The 26381-nt window shown below is 57.6% G+C and carries 24 protein-coding genes, 4 tRNA genes and 1 pseudogene; 12 read left to right on the top strand and 17 right to left on the bottom strand.

Features of this window, described 5'->3' with window-relative positions:
• Positions 1-88: 88 nt before the first annotated feature.
• The 3 genes from DWV20_RS03585 to DWV20_RS03595 form a co-directional block, all read right to left on the bottom strand.
• Positions 89-409: a hypothetical protein gene (locus DWV20_RS03585; protein WP_118237004.1), complete on the bottom strand. Its 321-nt coding sequence runs from the start codon at positions 407-409 to the stop codon at positions 89-91.
• A gap of 461 nt (positions 410-870) precedes the next feature.
• Positions 871-2334, bottom strand: a complete 1464-nt coding sequence (locus DWV20_RS03590; protein ID WP_117756912.1) for a basic amino acid/polyamine antiporter — start codon at positions 2332-2334, stop codon at positions 871-873.
• 109 nt (positions 2335-2443) lie between these two features.
• The gene (locus tag DWV20_RS03595; RefSeq protein WP_118256411.1) at positions 2444-3220 is read right to left on the bottom strand and encodes a dimethylarginine dimethylaminohydrolase family protein; all 777 of its coding nucleotides are present in this window, start codon (positions 3218-3220) and stop codon (positions 2444-2446) included.
• A gap of 254 nt (positions 3221-3474) precedes the next feature.
• On the opposite strand from DWV20_RS03595, the gene DWV20_RS03600 reads away from it, so the two are divergent.
• Positions 3475-4125, top strand: coding sequence for a GntR family transcriptional regulator (locus tag DWV20_RS03600; RefSeq protein ID WP_117775869.1), 651 nt, complete (start codon positions 3475-3477; stop codon positions 4123-4125).
• 113 nt (positions 4126-4238) lie between these two features.
• On the opposite strand, the gene DWV20_RS03605 is transcribed toward DWV20_RS03600, so the two are convergent.
• Positions 4239-5141 (bottom strand): alpha/beta hydrolase, encoded by a 903-nt coding sequence (locus DWV20_RS03605; protein ID WP_118256412.1) that lies wholly within the window; start codon positions 5139-5141, stop codon positions 4239-4241.
• Between the two features lie 246 nt (positions 5142-5387).
• On the opposite strand from DWV20_RS03605, the gene DWV20_RS03610 reads away from it, so the two are divergent.
• The 11 genes from DWV20_RS03610 (at position 5388) to DWV20_RS03660 (ending at position 17218) form a co-directional block, all read left to right on the top strand.
• Entirely contained in the window at positions 5388-5951 is a 564-nt protein-coding gene (locus tag DWV20_RS03610; protein ID WP_118256413.1) for a PTS glucose transporter subunit IIA, read from the top strand.
• 181 nt (positions 5952-6132) lie between these two features.
• On the top strand, positions 6133-7536 hold the full coding sequence (gene asnS / locus DWV20_RS03615; protein ID WP_117563868.1) for an asparagine--tRNA ligase: 1404 nt from the start codon (positions 6133-6135) through the stop codon (positions 7534-7536).
• A gap of 258 nt (positions 7537-7794) precedes the next feature.
• Entirely contained in the window at positions 7795-8580 is a 786-nt protein-coding gene (locus tag DWV20_RS03620) for a hypothetical protein (RefSeq protein WP_117799699.1), read from the top strand.
• A 160-nt stretch (positions 8581-8740) separates the two neighbouring features.
• On the top strand, positions 8741-9721 hold the full coding sequence (locus DWV20_RS03625; protein ID WP_117799698.1) for an ABC transporter substrate-binding protein: 981 nt from the start codon (positions 8741-8743) through the stop codon (positions 9719-9721).
• Positions 9722-9925: 204 nt separating this feature from the next.
• Positions 9926-10849: an ABC transporter permease gene (locus DWV20_RS03630; protein WP_117655043.1), complete on the top strand. Its 924-nt coding sequence runs from the start codon at positions 9926-9928 to the stop codon at positions 10847-10849.
• Positions 10842-11636 (top strand): ABC transporter ATP-binding protein, encoded by a 795-nt coding sequence (locus tag DWV20_RS03635; RefSeq protein ID WP_022093887.1) that lies wholly within the window; start codon positions 10842-10844, stop codon positions 11634-11636. The genes DWV20_RS03630 and DWV20_RS03635 overlap by 8 nt, the downstream gene beginning before the upstream one ends.
• A gap of 192 nt (positions 11637-11828) precedes the next feature.
• Positions 11829-12596: a mechanosensitive ion channel family protein gene (locus tag DWV20_RS03640; protein WP_089572515.1), complete on the top strand. Its 768-nt coding sequence runs from the start codon at positions 11829-11831 to the stop codon at positions 12594-12596.
• Between the two features lie 94 nt (positions 12597-12690).
• Positions 12691-14607 carry a BMP family ABC transporter substrate-binding protein gene (locus DWV20_RS03645; protein WP_117817094.1) on the top strand — a complete coding sequence of 639 codons (1917 nt, stop codon included), beginning with the start codon at positions 12691-12693 and terminating at the stop codon, positions 14605-14607.
• Positions 14604-15314 (top strand): metallophosphoesterase, encoded by a 711-nt coding sequence (locus DWV20_RS03650; RefSeq protein WP_117817093.1) that lies wholly within the window; start codon positions 14604-14606, stop codon positions 15312-15314. The genes DWV20_RS03645 and DWV20_RS03650 overlap by 4 nt, the downstream gene beginning before the upstream one ends.
• 232 nt (positions 15315-15546) lie before the next feature.
• A complete protein-coding gene (locus DWV20_RS03655) occupies positions 15547-16107 on the top strand; it encodes an RNA polymerase sigma factor (RefSeq protein WP_117583099.1) in 561 nt (186 codons plus the stop codon).
• Positions 16088-17218 carry a DUF4179 domain-containing protein gene (locus DWV20_RS03660; protein ID WP_117816894.1) on the top strand — a complete coding sequence of 377 codons (1131 nt, stop codon included), beginning with the start codon at positions 16088-16090 and terminating at the stop codon, positions 17216-17218. The genes DWV20_RS03655 and DWV20_RS03660 overlap by 20 nt, the downstream gene beginning before the upstream one ends.
• Before the next feature lie 271 nt (positions 17219-17489).
• Here the strand turns inward: DWV20_RS03660 and DWV20_RS03665 are convergent, their stop codons facing one another.
• From DWV20_RS03665 to DWV20_RS03725, 13 genes and pseudogenes are all read right to left on the bottom strand, one after another.
• On the bottom strand, positions 17490-18140 hold the full coding sequence (locus tag DWV20_RS03665) for an isocitrate/isopropylmalate family dehydrogenase (RefSeq protein WP_233539766.1): 651 nt from the start codon (positions 18138-18140) through the stop codon (positions 17490-17492).
• Positions 18064-18783 (bottom strand): annotated as a pseudogene (locus tag DWV20_RS03670) (hypothetical protein). The gene DWV20_RS03665 and the pseudogene DWV20_RS03670 overlap by 77 nt, the downstream one beginning before the upstream one ends.
• 312 nt (positions 18784-19095) lie before the next feature.
• Entirely contained in the window at positions 19096-19803 is a 708-nt protein-coding gene (gene rplA, locus DWV20_RS03675) for a 50S ribosomal protein L1 (protein WP_089572518.1), read from the bottom strand.
• A gap of 117 nt (positions 19804-19920) precedes the next feature.
• Positions 19921-20349, bottom strand: a complete 429-nt coding sequence (rplK, locus tag DWV20_RS03680) for a 50S ribosomal protein L11 (RefSeq protein WP_022093893.1) — start codon at positions 20347-20349, stop codon at positions 19921-19923.
• Positions 20350-20469: 120 nt separating this feature from the next.
• A complete protein-coding gene (nusG, locus tag DWV20_RS03685; protein WP_006234984.1) occupies positions 20470-21006 on the bottom strand; it encodes a transcription termination/antitermination protein NusG in 537 nt (178 codons plus the stop codon).
• 3 nt (positions 21007-21009) lie between these two features.
• Positions 21010-21348 carry a preprotein translocase subunit SecE gene (secE, locus tag DWV20_RS03690; protein WP_117635375.1) on the bottom strand — a complete coding sequence of 113 codons (339 nt, stop codon included), beginning with the start codon at positions 21346-21348 and terminating at the stop codon, positions 21010-21012.
• 76 nt (positions 21349-21424) lie between these two features.
• Positions 21425-21500, bottom strand: a tRNA-Trp gene (locus DWV20_RS03695).
• A 13-nt stretch (positions 21501-21513) separates the two neighbouring features.
• Positions 21514-21663, bottom strand: coding sequence for a 50S ribosomal protein L33 (gene rpmG / locus DWV20_RS03700; protein WP_022093895.1), 150 nt, complete (start codon positions 21661-21663; stop codon positions 21514-21516).
• A gap of 279 nt (positions 21664-21942) precedes the next feature.
• Positions 21943-23133 (bottom strand): elongation factor Tu, encoded by a 1191-nt coding sequence (gene tuf, locus DWV20_RS03705; protein ID WP_117563790.1) that lies wholly within the window; start codon positions 23131-23133, stop codon positions 21943-21945.
• Between the two features lie 96 nt (positions 23134-23229).
• Positions 23230-23306, bottom strand: a tRNA-Met gene (locus DWV20_RS03710).
• Between the two features lie 3 nt (positions 23307-23309).
• Positions 23310-23385: transfer RNA gene (locus tag DWV20_RS03715), tRNA-Thr, on the bottom strand.
• Between the two features lie 10 nt (positions 23386-23395).
• Positions 23396-23477, bottom strand: a tRNA-Tyr gene (locus tag DWV20_RS03720).
• Between the two features lie 763 nt (positions 23478-24240).
• Positions 24241-26091 carry a DUF262 domain-containing protein gene (locus DWV20_RS03725; RefSeq protein ID WP_158566308.1) on the bottom strand — a complete coding sequence of 617 codons (1851 nt, stop codon included), beginning with the start codon at positions 26089-26091 and terminating at the stop codon, positions 24241-24243.
• Positions 26092-26381 lie beyond the last annotated feature (290 nt).

Raw genomic sequence — 26381 nt, forward strand, 5'->3', positions numbered from 1 at the left:
TTACCGGGGCTAACCAACTCGTAACGCCAAATGATAGCGCTCTGAACTATTTTATAAAGTCAAATACCGATGTTTACCTGCGCAAACTTTATGCCGTGCGCCCCGAAAGCTCTTTGCGCATACCGCTCAGCGAGATCGAAACGGAACCCGACCGCGCGGTAGCGGTGAGTCGATCACCCTCGACCGACCCCGTGCATGTAAAGGGCACCTTGCCCATCAAGACGTGGGAGATAGTACCCGAGAGCTCAAAGAAATCGCACTCAGCGCGGGCACCCGAGAGAGCGATATTGAGACCCCTGACGTTTAGCACTGCCCTGAACGCGCCGTTCACCCCATGCGAAAACGTCACCTCGCCGCGTCTACTCCCCACCGGCGTCTGGGCCGAAACCACATACGTACCCTCAAGCATGGCTCCTCCTCTAAGCAGACTTTTTGAAATGGCCATCTAGTCTACTTTGCTGCGAGACGGCTTGCCCAGAAACCGTGAACACGCAACGACGTTCAATCAACAGATTGGTGCAAGGGGGACAAGCGTGCAAGGGGGACAGGTTACATTTGGCACCACTTGCGCCAACGGACGGGATGCGGAGCGACTGTGCAGGTGGATTCCGGATCGCCGCTTCCTCCGTCCCCCAGCGAATCAAAACAAGTTGCGGTGGAATAGTTCCTGTTTGATGCTTTAACCAGCAAAAACAGGAACTATTTCGCCGCAACAGCAAAAGCCCGCGCTGGCAACAAATGTCACCTGCGCGGGCTTGGTGGGCGCTCACAAAGGCACGTTACAGAGGCCCACGTCAGTTATGGATTACCGAACGGCACCGGCACGCGACGCCTCCGTCGGCTTACCAAGCGATGAAGCTTGCCGCAGTCTTAGACTATCGGCGCAATGCCGGCAAAGTGCAGATACAGCGAGATGACCGCCACGACAATGACCACCGCTGCGATCAGCTTGTCGTGCAGGTGCGGAAGTACCGGCTTACCGCGACCTCGCTCGCCCAGCATATAAACGGGAATGGCCGGAGCAAAAAGGATCGTCGTGATCATGACGCCCTGGAGGCCCGTCGACCACACAAGGAACAATGTGTAAATGAAGCCGAGCGTGCCGAAGAATCGCGCCTTGCCGACGCTTGGCGCATGCGGTCCGTCCAGATGCTCCTTCTTCCAACCAATCACCATGTAATAGGCAGCCGAGCAGACATACGGAACCAGAATCGTGTTGACTGCGCAGCTATAGAAGAACTGGTAGGTGCTCGCCGCCACATACGACACGATCAAGAAGAGCTGCGTAATGCCAGAGCTCACGAGAACCGTTACCACCGGGGCGTCGTGCTTGTTCGTCTTGGCAAACGCCAGAGGGAAGGATCCCTGGCGCGCCGCCTCGAACGGCGTCTCGGACGCAATGATGACATAGCCCAGCAGTGCGCCGACCAACGAAAGGATAACGCCAAGGTTTACGATGGCAGCACCAACCGGACCGATTGCGCACTCGAGAATTCCCGCCATGGAGGGCGTTGCAAGCTGTGCCATCTCCTCGCGCGGCATAATGCCGAGCGACAGCATCGAGATGATCAGATACAGCGTGAATACAGCCGCAAATCCGAGCGCCGTCGAACGGCCGACGTCACGCACGTACTTAGCACGGCCCGAGATAACGACAGCGCCCTCGATGCCCGTGAAGACCCAGACAAGGGCAATCATGGTCGAGACAACCTGCTCGCCAAAGCCAGGACCAGCCGGCTCTCCCCAGAAGTTGTCCATAAAGATATCGACGTTGAACTTACCCAGGAGCACGATACTCAGCACAAAGAGCCCCAACGGCACCAGCTTCGCCAACGTGACGATTGTGTTAATGCCCGCAGCCTCCTTAACGCCACGAAGCACAAGGGCGGTAAGGAACCACAAAAACACGCTGGCGCAGACGATAGAAAGCAGGTTGTTACCCGCGCCAAACGCGGGGAAGAAATAGCCCAGCGCGCTAAACAGCAAGAGCGCAAAGCTCACGTTGGAAAGACATGCGCTGATCCAGTAGCCCCAAGCGGAGTTGAATCCAATGTAATCGCCAAAACCGGCCGCAGCGTATGCATAGATGCCGCCGGTCAGGTCGGGACGGGCCTGAGACAAACCGTTGAACACCATCATCAGCGCAAAGACGCCAATAAAGCAAATTCCCCACGAGACGATAACCGCACCGGTATTTGCCCCGCCTGCTGCCATATCGCCGGCAAGCGAAAAGATGCCGCCACAAATACTGGCGGTAATAACCATCATGGTCAGACGAAAGAGATCGAGGCCATTAGGGTCGATAATCTCTTCATTTTGAGCTTTAGAGGCCATTGTATGTGCACCCCCTTCATCATGTGATCGAACGAAAGATGGCCCGGACGTCCCGAATCGGGTGCCGGGCCATCGGTCAAGCGATCATCAGACTGTTACAGCTATCGCGTTAGAAGCGCAGCGACAGGCAAGAAAGGCCGCCGTCGACCTTGCGATACTCGGAGGTGTCAACGACGAGTGTCTTGTAGCCCAGATCCTGCACGGCCTTGAGCACAGTCGGATAGCCCTCGGCAACGATGACCGTACCGTTGACCCAGATGCAGTTTGCGCCGTACGCCTCGTCCTCGGGCACGACGATCTTGTTGTACTGGGCAAAGTCGGGCTTATCGATGAACTCACCAGAGACGAGCATGTTGTTGTCCTCGATGTAGTTGACGCCCGTCTTGAGGTGCAGGACCTCCTCCAGCGGAACCTCAGAACCCTCGAGGCCCCAGCCCTCGAGAATCTCGCAGAACTGGCGAATGCCCTCTTCGTTGGTACGAGCGGAGCGACCGACGTAGAAATGGTCACCGACCATCATGACGTCGCCGCCGTCAAGCGTGCCCGGAGAAACGATGTGCTTGACATGCTCGTCGTCAAAGAAGCGACGGACGGCCGGCTCAATCTCGTCCTTCTCGCCGTTGCGGCTATCGGCGCCGGGGTTGGTAATGATGGCGCCGCAGCGAGTGATAACGGCCGGATCTTCGACGAAGCAGCTGTCGGGAAACTGCTCGAGTGCCGGCAGCACCGACACGTCAACGCCGCACTGCTCGAGTGCGTGCTCGTAATCGTAATGCTCCTCGATAGCGCGCTCGTAGATGGGCTGGCCAAGCTCGGGAGCGCTCGTGATGCCATTGCTCAGGGACTTGCCGGGACGACGGATGATGACGTGGCTGAACTTGGTCATGATGATCCTCCTTGGATCTCATAGTACTGAGCGGACTTCCTTGCGTCCGCCTTCCTTCCGATGGCTTTATCTTAGGGTGTCTTTGCTGTTTTGTATATTGTATACAGTCCCGAACGGTAGATAATCCTCGGTAAGCGTATTCCTGCTTATCGGCGCAAAGTAGCACGATTTAGCTGGTCGTTCTATAATTCGACTGAGCTATTCAAGCGAAACGTATTTAATTTTAGAAATATACCGTTAAGGAACACAAGCTCATGGAAACGCTCAGAAGGCCCCTGAAGGACCACGTATACGACTATATTTCGAGCCGTATTGACGCCGGCGAGTTGTCCGCCGGCGACCGGCTGAGCGAGCAAGCGATCTGCGATGCCATGGGCGTGTCGCGCACGCCGGTCCGCGAGGCGCTCATCCAGCTGGCAAGCGATGGCTACCTGGACAATCTCCCCCGCCGCGGATTCCGCGTCCGTGGGTTCGATCAGCAAAACGCCGTTGAAGTCTTTGAGATTATGGGGCCGCTCGACGGGCAGGCCGCATATCTCGCCTGTCCGAATCTAACTGACGACGATATTACGCAGCTGAAATTTCTCGTCGGCTCCATGGACCTCGCGATCCAAGGCGGTCTCATCCGTAAGTATGACGACATTCAGCGAGACTTTCACCTTACGTACTTCAACCGCTGTGGCAACGACCGTCTGCGCGATATGATCTCGCAGCTCGAGCGTTGCTTTATCAAGCGCGATTACGAGACTGTTGACCAGGAGACGGCGTGTAAGCTGCTCAATAAAGCCAACAACGAACATGCTCATATTCTTGAGTTGTTCGAAGCACGAGATGCGACGGGCGTGCGCGACTACGTTCGCGATGTCCATTGGAACACGGAAAACGCCCAGTTCACCGTCTGGTAGAAATACAACAAGGAAAGCTATCAGACGCCCATCTCACGAGAGTGGATAATCCCCCTTTTTTGTCGAAAAGCAGACCAAAAAATGGGAGATTATCCGCTCTCGTGCTGCGCGGTCTAGAAACCGTGGCGCTCCAGGAAGCGGAAGGCTAGGCGAATCCAAGGGCGGACCGCCACCTGCTTGTCCTCGTTATCGACCGCGGTATTGGCGTTGCCGAGCGAAAGGCCGTGGCCACCCTGGTCAAAGACGTGCATCTCGCATGCAACACCCTCCTCGGCCATGCGCCGCGCAAACGGGTAGACCTGCGCGACCGGCGCCGTCTTATCGTCCGAAACGCCCCACACAAAGGTCGGGGGCATCTGGCGCGAAACGTGCGTGGTAGGGCAAATGTCGGTCAGGTGCTCATCGGTCGCCTCGCCGCCCGTCACCATCGACAGATAGTCGTTGAGCAAATCGCGCCCTGTCTTGCCACCCGTCTTGGGCACGCGCAGGTCGATGCGCGGGTCGCGCGTCTGCATATCGCGCACATAGGCAAGGTCGAGCAACGGATAGCCCAGCACCACGGCGTCGGGACGAATATCCTCCGGACGGGCCCCGGCAAGTGCCGCGAAGGGGCCGGTCTTCCACTGCGTTGCCAGCGAGGCGCAAATCATGCCGCCAGCAGAAAAGCCCACGACGCACACGCGCTTGGGATCGACATGCCACTCGTCGGCATTCGCACGCACCGTGGCGACCATCTTGGCAAGATCTGCCTGGGGGTGCGGAAAGCTCACGTCGCCCGTGGCGCTCGTCACATAGTTGAGCACAAAGGCCTGGTAGCCGCGGTCCAAAAACGCAAACGCCACCGGGTCCTGCTCGTGCGGAGCGATATGCGTAAACCCGCCTCCGCCGCAGATGATCACCGCGGGGCGGCGGCCATTGGGCTTGTCGGGCAGCGGCTCGGCACCCAGATACGTAAACGTCGCCGGATAATCCTCGGTCGGCTCCTCGCCCCACAGCGCATGGTTCTCAATAATCATAGGTGCTCCCTCCGTGCGATTCGTGCGCACTCGTTTTTCGCACCTTAGCGTACCCCACTTGAGCCCGCGGCGCAGAAACACCCCCGCAATAAGTTGGCCTTCAACTGATATATCACAAAATCGCTGTTCAGAGGCATCGTTAAGCAGCGTAAAATAGGAGCGCTGACCGTGCTGGGAAACACGTACGAAACGTTTCCGGCAAACCACACGCGTGCAACATGCACGCCTGATACGTTGGAGGCATCTATGGGTCTGCTCGATTCGCTCAAGTCCACGTTCACTTCGTCGGGCGAGGCGTCCGTTCCGCCCGCAGCAAGCTTCGCCACCCGCGAAGGCGTCATCTACGCTCCCGTCAACGGCGTGCTCGTCAATCTGAGTGAGGTTCCCGACGAGACCATCGCCTCGGGCATGCTCGGCCAGGGCTACGGCATCGAGCCCATTACCGACACCATTTACGCCCCCGCCAACGGTCGCATCGGCGCCACCACCGTCACCAACCACTCCATCGGCATGATTACCGAGGACGGTCTTCGCGTGTTCATCCATGTTGGCCTGGGCACCGTGGAAATGAACGGCAAGGGTTTTGCCCGCTTTGTCGAGATGGGCGACACGGTCAAGGCCGGCCAGCCGCTCATCAGCTTCGATCGCGAGGCCATCAAGGCCGCCGGTCACGAGGACATCGTGACCGTCATCATCTCTGAGCTCGACCGCCTCAAGAGCATCGACCACGTCGGCGAGTCTGGCACGCTTATCGGCGGCAATCCGCTCGTCAAGCTTGGCGATCCGCTGCTGGTTGCCAAGACCAAGTAGCCAGGCCCCGCGCCACACAGCCAAAAGGCACCTCGTCAAGCGCCCGCGACCATTTGGCCGCGGGCGCTTTTCGTTTGAAAAACCATCCCGCCAATGCCTTATCTGTATAGCCCAAATGAGCCGAGCTGCTAGAATATCGAACTGTATGGATAACTATCATTCAACCGTTATGGGAGGATACGTGAACCGCACCAAAATCGCGCAGCTCTATGCCGATGCCGAGTCGCTCGGCGGCCAGACCGTCACCGTCGCCGGCTGGGTCAAGTCCATCCGCGACATGAAGAACTTTGGCTTTGTTACGCTCAACGACGGCAGCTGCTTCCGCGACCTGCAGGTCGTCATGAACCGCGAGGCACTCGACAACTACGACGAGATCGCCCATCAAAACGTCTCGGCCGCACTCATTTGCACCGGCACCGTCAAGCTGACCCCCGATGCGCCCCAGCCCTTCGAGCTTTCTGCCACCTCCATCGAGGTCGAGGGCGTCAGCGCCCCGGATTACCCGCTGCAGAAGAAGCGCGCAACCGTCGAGTTCCTGCGCACCCAGCAGCACCTGCGCCCGCGCACCAACCTGTTCCGCGCCGTGTTCCGCATCCGTTCTGTCGCGGCTGCCGCCATCCACCGCTTCTTCCAGGAGCAGGGCTTTGTCTACGTCAACACCCCCATCATCACCACGAGTGACTGCGAGGGCGCCGGCGAGATGTTCCGCGTGACCACGCTCGACCCCAAAAATCCGCCCCTCACCGAGTCCGGCGAGGTTGACTGGAGCCAGGACTTCTTTGGAAAGCACGCGAGCCTTACCGTATCCGGCCAGCTCAATGCCGAGAACTTTGCCATGGCCTTTGGCGACGTGTACACCTTTGGCCCCACCTTCCGCGCCGAAAACTCCAACACCACGCGCCACGCCGCCGAGTTTTGGATGATCGAGCCCGAGATGGCCTTTGCCGACCTTAACGACTACATGGATAACGCCGAGGCCATGCTCAAGTACGTCCTTAAGGACGTTATGGCCACCTGCCCCGACGAGCTCAACATGCTCAACAAGTTTGTGGACAAGGGCTTGATCGAGCGCCTGGACCACGTGGCAAACTCCGACTTTGCCCGCGTTACCTACACCGAGGCCGTCGAGATCCTGGAGCAGGCAGTCGCTGCTGGCCACCAGTTTGATTACCCCGTCAGCTGGGGCATCGACCTGCAGACCGAGCACGAGCGCTTCCTGACCGAGGAGCACTTTAAGCGCCCGACCTTCGTGACCGACTACCCGGCTGAGATCAAGGCGTTCTACATGCGCATGAACGAGGACGGCAAGACCGTCGCCGCCGCCGACTGCCTGGTTCCCGGTATCGGCGAGATTATCGGCGGCTCCCAGCGCGAGGAGCGCCTGGATCTGCTCGAGGCCCGCATCAAGGACCTGGGCATGAATCCCGAGCAGTACAAGTACTACCTTGACCTGCGCCGCTACGGTTCCTGCAAGCACGCCGGCTACGGTCTGGGCTTCGAGCGCTTGGTCATGTATCTGACCGGCGTGGGCAACATCCGCGACGTCCTGCCGCACCCGCGCACCGTGGGCAACGCCGACTTCTAATCGTCGGACGCTAGCTCGCGTCGCCACACGCCAACGCTCATCGCATAAGCGTCTCTCGACATCGGTCGAGAGACGCTTTTTTCAACAACATCCGTCAAGCTTTTGGCAAGTTTTTGGTCAGTTGACCAGGGCTGTTGAAAACTCGACCCGCCGCTTGCCGACGGCTACCGACCGCCCGGAGTGTCCTGCACCCCTGGGAAAGCCCCGCGCCCTAGGCTCCATACCGTCGCCACCCAAAACGGAAAGGACGTGGACGCCATGACCGAAACCGCTGTTGAAACTTACGAGACCACGACGAGGGGCGCCGCCTCGATGGCAGCCTATCGCGCCGTTCGCATCCTGCAATTATTAAGCGAAAACACCGGCGAGGACAAGGCCATGCTTTCCGATGAGTTGATCCGGCGTCTCGCCCATCCCGACGACCCCGCCCGCATGCCCATCTCGGCGGCGCGGCGCAGCATCTACACCGCCATCTCCGCACTTCGCCATGCCGGATACGAAATTGAATACAAGCGCGGCGTGGGGTATCGGCTCTTGACCCGTCCGCTCACCGACGAAGAGATCATCCGGCTCCACGGCATGGTCATGCGCAACCGCTCTACGCCCATCGCCATTCGAAAAAGCATGGCGCAGCACCTGGTCGCCATGGCGAGTGCCGACGTTCGCGGCTACCTCGATGCACCCGAGCCTGCTCCAAGCGCAGGCGACAAATCCACCAAGGCCATACGCACGCCCGTCAAGCGCATCGATGCCTGCGAGCTCATCGAGCAGGCCATCGACCACGGAACCACGGTGAGTTTTGATATTTCGAGTGTCACGGCACGCGGAGAGGTCGAAGTGGCGCGGATGACACTCCGGCCCTTTGCCATCAAGCAACGAGACGGCATCTCGTATTTGCTGGGAACGGTCTATGACGCGCGAGGCGCCGACGACACGCTGCGTACCGTTGAGATCGGCCGCATGAGAAACGTCACCACACGTCTCCTCGACGGCAAGAAGCTCTTCGCCGTCCTGGACGAGGACGATGCCTCCTCCGCCGCATAAGACCCTCCGCCGCCCATTCGACTACCCGTACCGCCCATCCGATTCTGTATTAAAAAACCCGCCAGGCTGTTGTAAAAATGGACATCAGCGCTACTATAGTTCCACTTGCACTTTGTCCCAGTGCAGTGTTTCCAGCCATTTTTATACTGGGGGTAATGATATGAAGGACATCACCATCAGCCGCAGGAGCCTTCTGGTCTCCGCCGGTCTGCTCGCGCTCGCCCCGCTCGCCGGATGCGGCGGCAACTCTGGTTCCGGCTCTGCTGCCGCCGGTTCCGACTACACCATCGGCGTTCTGCAACTCACCGAGCACTCCGCACTCGATGCCGCCAACGACGGCTTTGTCAAGGCCATCAAGGAGAGCGGCCTTAAGGTCAAGATCGACCAGAAGAACGCCCAGAACGACCAGTCCACGTGTAAGTCCATTGCCGACAAGTTTGTGGGCGACAACGTCAACCTGATTTATGCCATCGCCACGCCCGCCGCGCAGGCTGCCGCCGGCGCCACGGCCGATATCCCCATCGTGGGCTGTGCCATCACCGACTACGCCGCCTCCGGCCTGGTCCAGGACAACGACAAGCCCGGCACCAACGTCACGGGCGCTTCCGACCTCACCCCAGTCGCCGAGCAGCTCGAGATGATGCAGAAGGTCCTGCCCGACGTTAAAAAGGTCGGCCTGCTCTACTGCACCGCCGAGTCCAACTCCGACGTCCAGATCAAAGCCGCCAAGAAGGAGCTCAACAAGCTGGGCCTCGAGTACACCGATTTCACCGTCTCGAGCTCCAACGAGATTCAGTCCGTCGTCGAGTCCTCCGTGGGCAAGGTCGACGCGCTGTACTCCCCCACTGACAACACCATCGCCGCGGGCGCTTCGCAGGTCGGCCAGATCTGCAAGGAGAATAAGCTCCCCTTCGTGACCGGCGAGGAGGGTATGTGCATGGCCGGCGGCCTGTTCACCCTCTCCATCAACTATAAGGACCTGGGCTACGCCGCGGGCGAGATGGCCGTTAAGATCCTGAAGGGCGAGGCCAAGCCCGAGGATATGCCGATCAAGCACCTCTCGAGCAAGGACCTGGTCGTCGTCAAGAACGACGAGATGGCCGAGGCTCTGGGTATCGACCTTTCCGCTCTGGACGAGTAGCGCCATGCGCGGTAACGCGTCTAGGGCCCGCACGCGCGCCACAGCCGCGTTATTCAATATCTGAGTCCTTGGGGCGAACGCTAAAGACCGGCGTTCGCCCTGCTTGTTTCGGATGAGACAAAACATCCGTCCGCAGCTCTTTTATGCATTGGTACCGCTATTATGGAAAATCACGTGTCCACCCTATCCTAGGAGGTATGAAGCATGCTCATTGCATTGCAGGGCGCCGTTTCGCAGGGCGTCCTCTGGGGCATTATGGTGCTTGGCGTGTTTATCACGTTCCGCCTGCTCGACATCCCCGATATGACCTGCGACGGCAGCTTTGCCCTCGGCGGCTGTGTCTGCGCCGTACTCATCGTCAACAATAACGTCGACCCCTTGCTCGCCGTGCTGGCCGGCATGTGCGCCGGCGCCATCGCGGGCGCCGTCACGGGCATCTTGACCACCGTCTTTGAGATTCCCGCAATCCTCGCCGGAATCCTTACGCAGATCAGTCTGTGGTCCATCAACCTGCGCATCATGGGCAAGTCCAACACGCCCATCCTTGCCAAGGGCACTATCTTCTCATCCGTCAGCAACATGACGGGCCTGCCGCAGTCCACTGTTGCCATTATCCTAGGCATTGTGCTGGCCGTGGCCATCGTCGCCATCCTGTACTGGTTCTTTGGCACCGAGATCGGCTCGGCGCTGCGTGCCACCGGCAACAACGAGTACATGATCCGCGCCCTAGGCGTCAACACCAACTCCACCAAAATGATCGCCCTCGTGCTCTCCAACGCCCTCATTGGCCTTTCGGGTGCGCTCATCTGCCAGAGCCAGAAGTATGCCGACATTGGCATGGGTACCGGCGCCATCGTTATCGGTCTTGCCGCCATCGTCATCGGCGAGGTGCTCGGCCGCCTGCTGCCCGGCGGTCTCACGCAGTTCTCCGTCCGTCTGGCCTCCGCCGTCTTTGGCTCCGTGGTGTACTTCCTCATCCGCGCCATCGTGCTGCAACTGGGCATGGACGCCAACGACATGAAGCTGCTCTCCGCCGTGATCGTCGCCGTGGCCCTGTGCGTTCCCGTGGTTTGGGAGCGCTATAAGCTCCGCAGCTCCTACACGAAGGGAGATGAGGCAGATGCTTAAGCTCTCGCACGTCAAGAAGACCTTTAACAAGGGCACCGTCACCGAGAAGCGCGCGCTCACCGGCGTCGACCTTACCCTCAACGACGGCGACTTTGTAACTGTGATCGGCGGCAACGGCGCCGGCAAATCCACGCTGCTCAACATGATTGCCGGCGTATATCCGCTCGATTCGGGCGTTATCGAGCTCGACGGCACCGACATCTCGCGCCTGAGCGAGTCGCAGCGCGCCAAGTACCTGGGCCGCGTGTTCCAGGATCCCATGCGCGGCACCGCAGCCGACATGCAGATTGCCGAGAACTTGGCCCTCGCCAAGCGTCGCGGCCAGCGTCGCGGCCTTTCGTGGGGCGTCACCAAGGCCGAGAAGGACGAGTACGTTGAGTTGCTCAAGCGCCTGGACCTTGGCCTGGACACGCGCCTCAACGCCAAGGTCGGCCTGCTTTCGGGTGGCCAGCGCCAGGCACTCACGCTGCTCATGGCCACGCTCACCAAGCCGCGCTTGCTGCTGCTCGACGAGCACACCGCGGCACTCGACCCCAAGACCGCCTCTAAGGTGCTCAATCTGACCGAGGAGATTGTCGACGAGAACCACCTGACCACGCTCATGGTCACGCACAACATGAATGACGCCATCCGTCTGGGCAATCGCCTGATCATGATGCACGAGGGCCACGTTATCTACGACGTGGCGGGCGACGAGAAGAAGTCGCTCACCGTCGCCGACCTGCTGCAGAAGTTCGAGGAGGTCTCGGGCGGCGAGCTCGCCAACGACCGCATGCTGCTGAGCTAAAACCTGCCAATAAGGGACAGGTTTATTTTGGCAGGTTTTATCTGCGCAAACGTCAAAACCGCCGCAAAGGAACAGACGCCCTTGCGGCGGTTTTCGCTAACCCCCATATCGAGCACAGAAGCCCGTACGATGTGATCGGACGGGCTTCTTGATGGGTATCATGGTTGGACGATCATTAGGAGGTTTCTCTACATGGAATTGTTTGAGCCGATTCTTCATTTCTTTGCACAACGATGGGTCCACAACATCATCTGGGCAGGTATCTTGGCCATCGGCACCGCCGTTGCCGCCAAGGTCGCGTCCAAGACCCTGTACCACCTGCTCAACCGCGACGATAACCCACTCCCTTCATCAAGCATCTTCATCAACATCGCGCGCGCCGTCATTTGGATGATCGGCGGCAGCTTTATCCTCGACAACTGCTTTGGCATTAACGCAAACGCCCTCGTCGCCGCTCTTGGCGTCGGCGGCATCGCCATCTCGCTCGGCTTTCAGGACACGCTGTCAAACCTTATCGGTGGCATGCAGGTGACCTTTATGGGCATCATCAAACCCGGCGACAATATCGAGGTCGGCGGCGTGACGGGCGTGGTCCAAGATATCACCTGGCGCCATACGACCATCGAGGACGCCTGCGGGCAGACCATCATCGTCCCCAACTCAAATATCTCCAAGAACACGCTCGTGCACCTCATGCCCTTTGGGCGCGTTGCCGTGCCCGTTGCCGTAAAGGACACGTCCAAGTGGGCCTCGTTGGACGCGCTGGCAGATGAGCTTACCGACGCCACCAAGGCCGCGGTGCTTCCCATCTCTGGCTTTGACAAGGAGCCGTACGTGCTCTTTAGCGAGATCGGCGACTTTGGCGTCAAGGGCAAAATCATCTTTATCGTCAGCGACGACAGCACCACTTTCACGGCAGCCGACGCTTGCATCCGCGCCATCGCCCCCATCATCGCCTAAAACAACCGCAAAGGGGACAGGCACCATTGTGGTGGTTTCGCATCGTGGTACCATGGTTCATATCGTTGTTTAAACGACTAAGGGAGTAGACACCATGGAAGAGGCCTATCGTCAAGCACGCAAGCGCGGCGAGCAAGGACGCCGTCGCGCCATCAGCCAAAGCGAGCACCCGTACCTCACGGACCTCGACAGCTTGGTTGCCCAGCTCCCCTTAGGTCAGCGAGAGAGCGTCGGCCTGCGGGATATTCCGCTCGAAATGGTCGTCGGCACGGTTACTAAGGGCCGTCAGTCTGCCTTTTCGTGCAACTTTATGCCCCTGCTGCCGTTTAACACCGAGTTCGCCCGCAAGTGGTCCAACCTCTACGACATTCAGGTGACCGAGGGCTATCGCGACCCCATCATCGTCACCGAGTTCATGCATCGGTTTTACGTCCAAGAGGGCAACAAGCGCGTCAGTGTCCTCAAATTCCTGGACGCCCCGACGGTTTCGGCCAAGGTCACCCGCCTCTATCCCGGAAAATGGGATTCCGTCGAAAGCCGCCTGTACGGTGAGTTCTGCGCGTTTTGGCGCGTCTGCCCCCTATACGAGATCGAGTTCTCGCGTGAGGGAAGCTACGAAACGCTCGCCAAGATGCTCGGTCAGAACCTTATCGAAAAATGGCCGCAGAAAAAGGTCGACTACCTGCGCCATACCTTCCTACTCTTTAAGCGCGCCTACCTGCGCGCGGGCGGCGACCACCTGGACATTACGCCCGCCGACGCCATGCTCGTCTACCTCAATGTGTACAACCAGGACCGTCTGCTGGATACGCCGACGGATATCGTCGTAAACCGCCTGTGCAAGATCTGGCGCGAGCTGGTCATTGCCGGCAAAAATGACGAGGACAAGGTCGATCTTGTCGAAGCGCCGAGCGTCGATGAGGAAGAGGCGCTCGCCAAGTCCACCTCCGGCGTGCTCAACTTCTTTATGGGCAAGACCGTCTACTCGGCGGCCAACCCCCTGCGCATCGCCTTTATCCATGAGTTCCCCTGTGCGACGTCGAGCTGGGACAGCCTGCACGACCAAGGGCGTCAGTATCTCGATGAGCACTTTGGCGGTATCGTGCGCACCGAGGCGTTCGAGGACTGTCACAATCCGGACGTGTTCTACGCCGCCGTGGAAACGGCTGTCAAACATGGAGCTAACGTCATCTTCTCGACCTCGCACCGCCTGATGGAATACACGCTCAGAGCTGCCGTTGAGTATCCCCAGGTGCGGTTCCTTAACTGCTCTATCGGCCTTCCCCACCAAAGCGTCCGTTCGTACTTTGGCAAGATGTACGAGGCCAAGTTCCTCCTGGGCGCCCTTGCCGCCAGTATGGCGGACAACCACCGTATCGGCTACCACGCGTCGGTCTTCGCCTCGGGCGCGCTTAGCGAGATCAACGCCTTTGCGATTGGCGCCTCGCTGCTCGACCCCCGCGCGCAAATTATCCTGACCTGGGGCGATGTGCCCGCCGGCGGTCTTGCCGAGGCCATGTGCCGCGAAGGCGTGAGCGTCATGACCGGCGCTGACATGTCAAAGTCGCTCGAAGACCCTACGGCCTACGGACTCCACCGCCTGGTCGATGGCAAGGTTTCCGGCATCGCCATGCCGGTATGGAACTGGGGCCGTTACTACGAGCTCATCGTTCGCAGCCTTCTGCACGGCACGTGGGACGAAACCAGCGATGACAACCAAGTGCGCGCCGTCAACTACTGGTACGGCATGAGCTCCGGCGTTATCGACATCCGTTACGCTCCGGGCCTACCCTACCAGACGCGCAAACTCGTGCAGTTGCTCCGCAACGGCATTGTCGAGGGATCCATCAACCCCTTTGGCGGCGAGCTCCACAGCCAGAACGGCGTGGTACAGATCGAAGGCTTCCCTCCGCTGCCGAGCACGCAGATTGTCGAGATGAATTGGCTGGCGGATAACGTGGTAGGCACCATTCCGCAGCTCGACGATGAGCCGAAAGTCCCTGCCCTATGAAAATCCTTGCCATAGCCGATACCGAAGAACGATGCCTTTGGGAGTGCTTTCGCAAGGAACGCTTTGAGGGCGTCGACCTGATTTTGTCCGCCGGCGATCTGGACCCGGACTATCTTGAGTTTTTGGTTACGGTCATCAACAAACCGCTCATCTACGTACGCGGCAATCACGATGACCGCTACGCACGTCATGCACCGGGCGGATGTATCTGCGTGGAAGACAGCGTGTACACGTACCGAGGGATTCGCATTGCGGGCCTTGGCGGGTCCATGCGTTATCGCGACGGCGCCAACATGTACACCGAACGCGAGATGTCCAAGCGCATGCGCAAGCTGTCGCGTAAGGTTAGGATGGTCGGCGGGTGCGACATTCTGCTTACCCATGCACCCGCCGCCGGTATGGGTGATCTGGACGATCTGCCGCATCGAGGGTTTGAGTGCTTTAACACAGCGCTTGAGTCCTGGGGGGCCGACTACATGGTGCACGGGCATGTGCACCAATGCTATGGTCGCGACTTTCAGCGTGAGCGCCAGCATGCATGCGGGACAACAATCATCAACGCGTGCGGCTATACGCAGTTTGAGCTGGATGAAGCGCGCTACCCCATCCGTGGCTGGCAGGCAGCCTGGCTCAACTCGCAAACCATGCGCCGCGAGCTCAAACGCCACGAAGCAATCGAGTCTTCAACCGCCAGAACCCCCTGGTAACTGCCAACAACCACCACGAAGGGGATAGGCACCTTTATGGTGGTTTTGCTGACTCGTCCGACCTGTCCATCACGGTGCTTGTGTAATTAACGAGAACACTCATTGTTTTGTAAGGACGGCGCTCACATGCCGTCTTTTTTTGTCAACTTATGCAGTCTCGACCGTGTTGTATGTAGAGGGATCTCGCGAGACGCCTTCCCTATATCCACCACGACCAATTGGAGGTGACACTATGCCTGCACGCCGTAACCGCAATAGCACGCTCCGATGCGATGCCGATCAGATCGAGCGGGAAGCAAAGCGCTTGGTCGACACGTATTCCGACCTCATCCTTCGATTGTGCTATTCGGCCCTTGGATCCGCTGACGACGCTCAAGACATCTGCCAGGACACGCTGATCAAGATTCTCCAACGCACTCAACCGTTCGACTCGCTCGAACACGAACGTGCTTGGGTGATCCGAGTCGCACTGAACGCATGTCGCGATATCGGCCGTACGCACGCGAATCACCCGGTTGTCGACCTCGATTCGCTCCCCGATTTCTGCGCACCCGTAACACATACCGAGCAAGAATTCGCGCAACGCGACTGCGCCATTCTTTCCGCTGTCACGGCCCTGCCTCAAGCACAGCGCATCGCCATCTTTTTGCACTACTACGCAGGCATGAGCATCAGGGAAATCGCAGACGCCGTTCACGCGACGCCAGCTGCAACCGCCCAGCACCTTAGCCGCGGACGTGCGTCACTTCGGCTTTCCTTGAAAGGAGACCACAATGACTACGAATTCGAATGACTATCGCCACGCCCTGGAGCACATTTCGTTTACCGATAATGCGAAGCAGCACATGGCAAACTCGATTGCTCAGTCCGTCGCCTCGAGCGATGCGGCGACCGCTCAAAGCAACTTTAATGGCACGCGACGCAAGCCGCGCATCGCCCGCCATCCCGTAAGAACAGTCGCTCGCATTGCCGCTGTAACGGCAGTCCTCGCTATCGTCATTGGAGGCGCTGGCACGGCTATGGCAACAGGCGTCCTGCCGCTTCCTTCTGACATGCTTTCCGACATCTTTGACGGACCTGCTTCTCAAACCGAGATCATCGACCGTATTGGCCGGCCCGTCGGTGCTAGCTGCTCCAACAACGGAGTCACCGTGACCGCCGACGCCATCATGGGCGACAAGGATATGGTTACCATCGCCTATACGCTTACGTTCGACGATCCCGCTGCCCTGAAAAAGCTTTCCGAGCCGGGCGAGAACGGAACTATCACCGGAAGTGTCGATGGAAACGTATACGTTGATGGCGAGCATGGCGGCCAAGGCCAATCATGGCTCATTGACAAGAACCCCAATGACTCCAGCATTCAATACTTTGCACAGTTCAGCGTTGAATCACCCGGCCTTATGGGCAGGACCGTCCGCACGCATATCAACTCTCTCGTTGTGCCACGTGCTGGCAAAGAGCTTCCCGAGTATAAGAAAATACTTACGGGCCCATGGGATCTTAAGTTCCAGCTGAATTACGAAGATACATCCGTTACGATTCCCGCGCCCAAATCGGTCAACTTTAACGGCACCAAGGCGACGATTCAAGAGGCCACCGTATCCTGCGTTGGCGTTTCAGTCCGCTACAACATAGATCGTTCCATCGAACACGACAACAACAGCGGCAAGATGTCTCAAAACATGGAGGAGTCTATGGATGCCGTTGGCAACATACCCCTCATCGTGACGTTCAAAGACGGTCATGTTGAGGACGCAACCAGCCACAGCGGCTATTTCGCAAATAAACTGGATAACGGCACCACTGATGTCCACAAGACCTGGCCGTTCTCGCAAGTTTGTGACACAGACAAGATTGCAAGCGTACAAATTGGCGATACGGTCATTCCCATGAATTCGTAACGCTACGCGGCTCGTATATGCACCCGGTTCCACACTTCGCGTCTAAAGATGCGCTGTCATCGAGCAGCGTGAGCGCAAGGCCGCCCGTATGGTCGGCTGGGAACACCTCGTTGCGCTAAAAACCACCACGAAGGGGACCGGCACCTTTGTGGTGGTTTTGCTGACTCGTCCGACCTGTCCCAACGGTTTGTCTCAATCTGTAACAGGTAGGAACGATTTTGCCCCTTAGATGTTACAGATTGAGATATTTGACAGCTTGAATCGGCATCGCCTACAGCGCGGCGACGACCTTGTCGCCCATCGTCGTGGTGCCGAGGATCTTATCTGCCGGGGTGTTGACATCGGCGATGTCACGGGTGCGCCAGCCCTCGTCGAGCACGCGCGCCACGGCGCTCTCGATCCACGCGGCTTGCTCGCCCATGTCGAGCGCGTAGGTCAGCAGCATCGCCACCGACAAGATTTGAGCCAGCGGATTGGCCACGCCGAGCCCCGCGATGTCAGGAGCGCTGCCAGCGCTCGGCCCAAACAGCGATACGCCATCATCCAGCGAGGCAGAGGCAAGCATACCGAGCGATCCGGTAATCTGAGCCGCCTCATCGGACAGGATGTCGCCGAACATGTTCTCCGTCACCACGACGTCAAAGTCTGCCGGTCGACTGATGAGCTGCATGGCGGCGTTGTCGACGAGCAGGTCCTCAAGCTCCACGTCGGAGTACTCCTCGTCTTGCACGCGATGCACGATCTCGCGCCACATGCGGCTCGTCTCCAGCACGTTGCGCTTATCAACGCTCGTCACTTTGCCGCGACGTTTGCACGCCGCCTCAAATGCCTGGCGCGCAATGCGCTCAATCTCGTACTCGCGATACTCCATCACGTCGACCGCACGCTGACCGGCCGCACCCGCAGCGCCCGCGCAGGTCACGGATGCGGACGCCAAAGTCCCACGGCATGTTGTGGCCCATCGTATCGGGGATGTTCACGACCGTGGCACCGGCCTTTACGGCCGCCTCGATAATGCGCACCAGAAACTCCTGATCGGAGCGGCCGGCATCCTCGGCATAAAACTCAACATCGTCAACGAACTTGCGAGCATGTTTGACGGCATGGATCGCTCACTCAATTGCCCTTTCCTCAGTCATATGGAGCTTGTCGCGCAGGTGACTGGTGCTCACACCCAGCCCTGTATGGATACGGGGCCTCTGGGCCGTTTTGAGCGCCTCTGCAGCCACTTCGATATCCCTGTCGACAGCGCGCGTCAGGCCGCATACCGTGCATCGGTCGCCCGCAATCTTGCCAATCTCCTGTACGGAGCGAAAGTCACCAGGACTCGAGATGGGAAAGCCCGCCTCGATAACGTCCACGTTCATGCGCACCAGCTGGCGGGCGATGAAGAGCTTTTCCTCGGTATTCATGCTGGCGCCCGGCGACTGCTCACCGTCGCACAGGGTGGCGTCAAAGATTGTGATTTTGCGGCTTATATGTTCCTCCTGATTGACCGTTTTATGACAGATGGCTTTCAGGAGAGAGAGAAGGCCTAGAGATAGAAAAATACCCGTGTCGCTCATCACGCCTGAAAGCGGCAGACGATAGCGCACCCGGGTACAACAAATCGTTATAGCGAGATTACAACCCTAGCGCGCTATCCAATCTAGTAGCGCTAGGCCTAGGAGCTGTTGCGTGTTCTTAAACATGTTGGGCTCCCTTCGGCCTCGGGTAGTACTACATCGCGCTAAAGTACAACACAAGTAAAACCACCACAAGGGTGCCTGTCCCCTTCGTGGTGGTTTCGTTGACTCAAAAGCAAGAGACCCGGTCCTGCACGAGGCAGAACCGGGTCTCTTTAGCAATGCTTGCTTTGCTCAGGCAGTAACTGTTAGTTACTCAGCCAGGAAGTCGCGCTGGATAGCGGGATCGACCTTGACGCCAGGGCCCATGGTGGAAGACACGGAGATGGACTTGACGTACTTGCCCTTAGCAGAAGAGGGCTTGACGCGCAGGATCTCGGTGTACAGGGCAGCGTAGTTCTCGACGAGCTGCTGCTCAGAGAAGGACTTCTTGCCCAGGGGCACGTGGCAGATGCCGTAGCGGTCGGCGCGGTACTCAACGCGGCCAGCCTTGAGCTCGGAGACCATCTTGGCGACGTCCATGGTCACGGTGCCGAGCTTGGGGTTCGGCATGAGGCCACGGGGACCAAGGATCTTACCGATGCGGCCAACCTTGGCCATCATGTTCGGCGTAGCGATAGCGGCGTCGAAGTTGATCTCGCCCTTCTGAATCTGGGCGACAAGCTCGTCGGAACCGATGATGTCGGCGCCAGCAGCCTCAGCCTCGCGGGCCTTCTCGCCCTCGGCGAAGACGGCAACACGAACGGTCTTGCCGGTGCCGTGGGGCAGGGAGATGGAACCACGGATGTTCTGGTCAGCCTTACGAGTATCGATGCCCAGACGGAAGTGGGCCTCGACGGTCTCGTCGAACTTGGCGGTGTCGAGCTCCTTAATGAGCTTGGCAGCCTGAAGGGGGGTGTAGAGCGTGGCGCGATCGATCTTCTCGGCAGCGGCGTTATAGCTCTTACCATGCTTAGCCATGTGCATTACCTCCTGTGGTTAAACGGGCGTGAGCCCTCCCACATCGTATCGTGTGCCCTATTGCACACATTTAACGGGCGCCCAGGTCGGAGCACCCGTCGTTACCATAAGAAATCGCTACTCAGCGATGGTGACGCCCATGGAACGGGCGGTACCGGCGATGATCTTCTTGGCGGCGTCAATGTCGTTGGCATTGAGGTCCGGCATCTTGATCTCGGCGATCTTGGTGAGCTGCTCCTGGGAGAGCTGACCAACCTTGTCGGCCTGGGGCTTAGCGGAACCAGACTTGAGGTTCAGCTCCTTCTTGATGAGGTGAGCCGCCGGCGGGGTCTTGGTGATGAAGGAGAAGGACTTATCCTCGTAGACAGAGATCTCAACGGGGATGATGTCGCCCTTCTTGTCCTGCGTCTCGGCGTTAAAGGCCTGGCAGAACTGCATGATGTTCACGCCAGCAGCGCCCAGAGCGGGGCCGACGGGAGGAGCGGGGTTAGCTGCACCAGCAGGAATCTGGAGCTTAATGACGTTGGCAACCTTCTTCTCAGCCATGGTCATTCCTTTCGAATCACGAGTGTGAAGTACTTGCTATATCGTAAGCACGCACGTGTTAGAAGCACTCCTGAGATGAGCAGTCACAGAAGAAGCACGCTCGCGCGAACGGACGAAAACTTAAGCGATGACAGCGACCTGGTTAAAGTCGAGCTCGACCGGCGTCTCGCGGCCAAAGATCATCAGCGTGACCTTGAGCTTGCCAGCCTCGGTGTTAACCTCGGAGACCTTGCCATCAAAGTCGGTAAGCGGGCCATCGGTGACGCGGACGGACGTGCCGACCTGAATATCAACCGAGGTGCGCTTGGGCGAATCGCCCTTACCGGGACGACGAGTCATCTTGTTGTACTCGTCGCGGGAAAGCGGAGCGGGCTTGCCGTTGCCGCCTAGGAAACCGGTGACGCCGGGCGTGTTGCGAACACACGTCCACGCATCGTCATCCATCTCCATGCGAACCAGGACATAACCCGGAAAGATCTTGGAATCCTTGGTCTCGCGCTTGCCACCCTCTTTGATCTCGGTGACGCGCTCCATAGGAATCTCGATATCAAAGATACGGTCCTGCATGCCCATGGTCTCGATACGATGCTCGAGATCGGACTTTACGCGGTTCTCGTATCCGGAGTAAGTGTGAACGACGTACCAACGCTTAGACATGGTTTAGCCCCTCAATCCAGAGAACAGAGCAAGAGCCTCGCCAAAGCCAGCATCGAGCAGAGCGATGACGACGCCGACGACGACCAGAGAAGCGCAAACGACGACCGAGTAGTTCACGAGCTCCTTCTTATCAGGCCACGTGACACGCTTCATCTCGGACTTGACCGAAGCGAAATACTTCTTGGTGCGGGCGAAGAAACCAGGCTTCTCGTTCTTCTTGGACTTCGCAGCCTTCTCGTTCTTCTTGGCAACGGCCTTCTTGGCCTCAACCTTGGAGTTGGCAGCAGCGTTGTTGGCAGGTGCCGGCTGCTGAGCCTTCTTCTTGTTCTTCTTGTTGGCCATTTGGGTTACCTCCGCGCAATGCGCTTATACATGAGTAAACCGTAAGCCCCCAAGTGGGAGCTTACGGAATAATGACTGGCACGCCAGGAAGGACTCGAACCCTCAACACTCGGTTTTGGAGACCGATGCTCTACCAATTGAACTACTGGCGTATGTGACTAGAGACTAGCGAGTCTCTTTGTGCAGCGTGTGGTGACGGCACCAGGGGCAATACTTCTTGATCTCCATACGATCAGGCATGGTCGACTTGTTCTTGGTGGTCGTATAGTTGCGGCGCTTGCACTCAGTGCACGCAAGAGTAACTAGAGTACGCATGTATCCTGAACCTTTCATTTCCGCCCCGTACGGGCACGAGTTGTTACTTTATCAGCTCCACGTAAGTGCTGTCAATGAAAACCTCGAGTCAATTGGTTCTCGGTGGATCCATTCATATTTGGAACACATCAATGAAGCCATCGAGAGCTAATCGACGGTGCATCCAGGACCACTATCGATCCTCTCGACACCAGCAACGGCTCAATATCCATTGCAGAAAAGAACCCGGCACCCATATAAGTGCCGGGTTCTCTAAGTCAGCTATATCAAAGAGCTAATTTACTCAATGATCGTGGAGACGATGCCCGAACCGACGGTGTGGCCACCCTCGCGGATAGCGAAGCGCAGGCCCTCCTCCATGGCGATCGGGTGGATGAGGTCGCCCTCGATGGTGATGTGGTCACCAGGCATAGCCATCTCGGTGCCCTCGGGGAGCTTGACCGTACCGGTAACGTCGGTGGTACGGAAGTAGAACTGAGGACGATAACCATCGAAGAACGGGGTGTGACGGCCGCCCTCCTCCTTGGTCAGAACGTAGATCTCGCCGGTGAACTTGGTGTGCGGGGTAACCGAACCGGGCTTGCAGAGAACCTGGCCGCGCTCGATGTCCTCGCGCTTGATGCCGCGGAGCAGCAGACCGACGTTGTCGCCAGCCTCGCAGAAGTCCATGGACTTACGGAACATCTCGATACCGGTAACGACGGTGTTCTGGGTATCCTTGATGCCGACGATCTCGACGGGCTCGTTGAGCTTGAGCTCACCGCGCTCGACACGGCCGGTAGCAACGGTACCACGGCCGGAGATGGTCATAACGTCCTCAACGGCCATCAGGAACGGGAGGTCGTTGTTACGAGCAGGCGTCGGGATGTACTCGTCGACGGCGTTCATGAGCTCGCGGATAGCGTCCATCCACTTGGCGTCGCCCTCGAGAGCGCCCAGAGCGGAACCACGGATGACGGGGATGTCGTCGCCGGGGAAATCGTACTCGGAGAGGAGCTCACGGGTCTCCATCTCGACGAGGTCGATGAGCTCGTCATCGTCAACCATGTCGCACTTGTTCAGGAAGACGACGATGTAAGGAACGCCAACCTGACGGGCGAGCAGGATGTGCTCGCGGGTCTGAGCCATGGGGCCGTCGGTAGCGGCGATGACCAAGATAGCGCCGTCCATCTGAGCAGCACCGGAGATCATGTTCTTGACGTAGTCAGCGTGGCCCGGGCAGTCAACGTGAGCGTAGTGACGGGCAGCAGTCTCGTACTCGACGTGGGAGACGGAGATCGTAATGCCGCGCTCGCGCTCCTCGGGAGCCTTGTCGATGTTCTCGAACGCAGTGAAGTCAGCCTTGCAGCCCTCGGTCTCGGAGAGAACCTTGGTGATGGCGGCGGTCAGCGTGGTCTTGCCGTGGTCGACGTGACCAATGGTGCCGATGTTAACATGCGGCTTAGTGCGCTCAAACTTCTCTTTGGCCATAAAGCCCTCCTCTAAACAGGTCGTCCCCGGACGGGACTTTGCCTTTATACCATAGTGGCCTCTCAACATACTATTGAGAAGCCACCGTGTTACCTATGGTAGCGGTGACTGGATTCGAACCAGTGACGCCACGGGTATGAACCGTGTGCTCTAACCAACTGAGCTACACCGCCGGATGGAGCCTGCAACCAGACTTGAACTGGTGACCTCTTCGTTACCAACGAAGTGCTCTACCGACTGAGCTATACAGGCACTTGACGGGTGGGAGCTATAGGATTCGAACCTATGTAGGCAGAGCCAACGGGTTTACAGCCCGTCCCCATTAACCACTCGGGCAAACTCCCAATCGTTCAAGTATCCGCAGGTCCTTTGGTCTTTTGGACCGCCGCCCCCGCGAACGAAAAAGATAATACGATGCAACCTTGGGGGCTGTCAACGAAAACCTCTAGATACACGGCCCCGGGCGTATCTATTTAGCTGTGACCTGCGGTTTTGCTGAGTTTAGATATGATGGACAGTGGATTTGCATGTAGCGGTGACATTTCCCGAGGGAACACTTTGGCGTAGTGGAGTGAGCCTGCAGATTATTGCTTCGATAGCGATTCATTTGCACCTATATATAGGTCGAGATCGAGCTTCCCAGACAGAAGATTGCTCTTCCCAGGCAAAATCGAGCGTGGATTTTCTTCCGTTTGAAATCGAGCGTGGATAATCTCCCACTTTTGACGTGCCACTGGGCCCAATGTGGCAGATTATCCACGCTCATTCACTAAGCGGGAGATTTTCCACGCTCGTTCGTCCGAAAATCCTCGCTCGATCAAGCAGACCATGGGCTTCACCGTTTTCATCTCGATCTGTAACAGTAAGAGGGTTATTCCTCCCCTATCTGTTACAGATCGAGATATTAAGCAGAGATTCCAGCTTACGTCTCATTCTGTAACAGCTTGAACGGTTTTCAGCCTCTTCGTGTTACAGATTGAGATATTACCCACCAACCCGTCTTAACATCTCAATCTGTAACAGCTTGAAGAGAAATACCGGTCTAGATGTTGCGGATCAAGATTGAATCGCTTGGGCTGAATGCCCCAAGATATTGGCTGGCGGTCACTAGAACTCAATCTCGTCAAAGTCAAAAGCTTTCAAAGTGAGTCCAACGAGCTTGTCTGTGCGCTCCTGAATCTGCTCGCTCGTCCAGGTATCAGTGTTTACCAACTCGTCGTTCAGGTTCAACCCGTTGCGGTATCCGACATTCGCCCCGTTGACATCCTTGCGGTCTCGCTTGGTCACAAAGGGCATGTTGCTCAGCTTTGAGTTATACCCGGTGATGGTTAGATTACCAAGCGTGTGGACCTGTTTCTCCTGCACCTCAATCGCCTTAGACATGTCGCCGTCCGCAACCATCTTCACCCATTCATCTGGAATGTTCTTGCCCTGAGGGAAGATGTGCTCGATTGTCCAGACGTAGTTTCCGGAGGCGTATCGTTCCCAAAGTGGCTTCATCTCTTTCGTAACGCTCGGAGATGCGATAACAGTAAGGATGTAGCGCGTCATATCGGGATTGACGTCGTAAATCGGCCCCTCAAGACGTTCTTTGAAGAAAGCGTCGCTGGCAGACACATCGACGAGACGCTTCTTGATGTACTCCGCGGCTGCAATGCCCTTGAGCCCCTCGCTTTCGAGGCTCTCACAAATACTGATGAAGAGTCTCTCAAGATCACGTGTGGGAGGTGTATCGGTGAGGTTGCGCCGGACAAAGAAGCAGACGAGGAGCTTAACAAGAAGCGCGAGGGTTTCATCTTTTAGCTCCAATTGGCTCTGCTTCTTAAAGAGGAACAGCAGCAACAGGTAAGATGCGACGCCCTGCGCTCTCGAAAGCTCCAAAAGCTGATGCGAAAGCTCGGAATCCGGGCTCTCTTGATCGAGTCCAATGATCCTCGAATAGAGTGCGGAATTCTCGGTCAGCTCGTCCAACACCTTAAGGGCGCCGTCATCAGATTCCATCCGCTTCTCGTAGATTTTCAGAAGGTTGGACCGCGTGGCAACGGAACCGAGGGGGAGCTGGGAACCAGATTCGCCGATAAATGGCTTGTTCACCTCCCGGCGGAAGGCGTCGTAGTTCTGGCGGAAGAAGCGTTCCTGCGTCTTGTAGTCATCGCCGAGATTGTGGAGCACTTCCTGCCAGCGTTCAAAGTAATAGTTGAGCTGTCCGTCATCCACCCCGGCAACCTTGCCGAGAAGCATGTTCTTGATAAGGTCAACGGCGCTCAAGGGAACACCGCGGTTGTTCAGGGACGCGAACAAGGTGTAGGCGTCAGCATGACTATCGACGGTAATCTGGACCACGACCGCCGAACACACCAACCTGCAGATATCAAGGAGGCAGCGAACGCACTCGATTCCATCCCTGCCCTCAACGTCCTCACCCAGCCGATCGTAAAAATAGTTGAATGCCTTAGACATCTTTCTTAGACCAAGGAACTTCGGCTTTTGTATAACCGTATCTAAGCCGATATGTTCCTTCAAAATCCAGCGGTAATCCTCAAGGTTATGATTCTGAACCTGAGGAATAACGCGCGTGATTGACTTGTCAGATTTCAAGATCAGACGATTGCGCAGGGGTCGAATATCGTCCAACATCATGTCGTCATCGATAGAATCCTTATGCTCCATGATGCGAGTATAGAGGGCGGCAAGGAGAAGACTGAGCGTCGTCAGGCGTTGCTGGCCATCGATAACTTCATAGTGAATGGTATCCATCTTGGAATTCACGGTCCCGTTCACGACAATAAACGAGCCCAGGAAGTAACCGGCGTCGTTTTGGGTGATGTCATCATAGAGATTCGCCCAGTCGCGCTGATTCCAAGTGTATTCGCGCTGGTAACGAGGAATGTCATAGATTTTTAGCATATCGGTCGACAGAATATTGGCAACCGTTGGGTCCTCTACGCTATTAATCATCATGGGTCCTTTCAATCGCCTTGCTCACAAACGACGGGAAATCCTTGTCGCTCTTGACTTCTCGCGCCGAATTAAATCTAGACTATAGTAATACCCATGGGCTACAGGAAAGAGAGCCGTGCACGGCGTGCGATCTTTCGAGAAGCGGCATCGGAGCTCTCAGCGCCTTGGTCACTTTCCACTCTATCCCAGTTGGAGACACAAAGCCCAAAACTCTAATGGAGACAGCAACTGTAAGCTTGGCTTTTCCCGCCTCATTGCACGCGTTTATTGACAATGAGCATCGGTTG

The sequence above is a fragment of the Collinsella sp. AF02-46-1 genome (assembly GCF_003465825.1).
GTDB lineage: Bacteria > Actinomycetota > Coriobacteriia > Coriobacteriales > Coriobacteriaceae > Collinsella.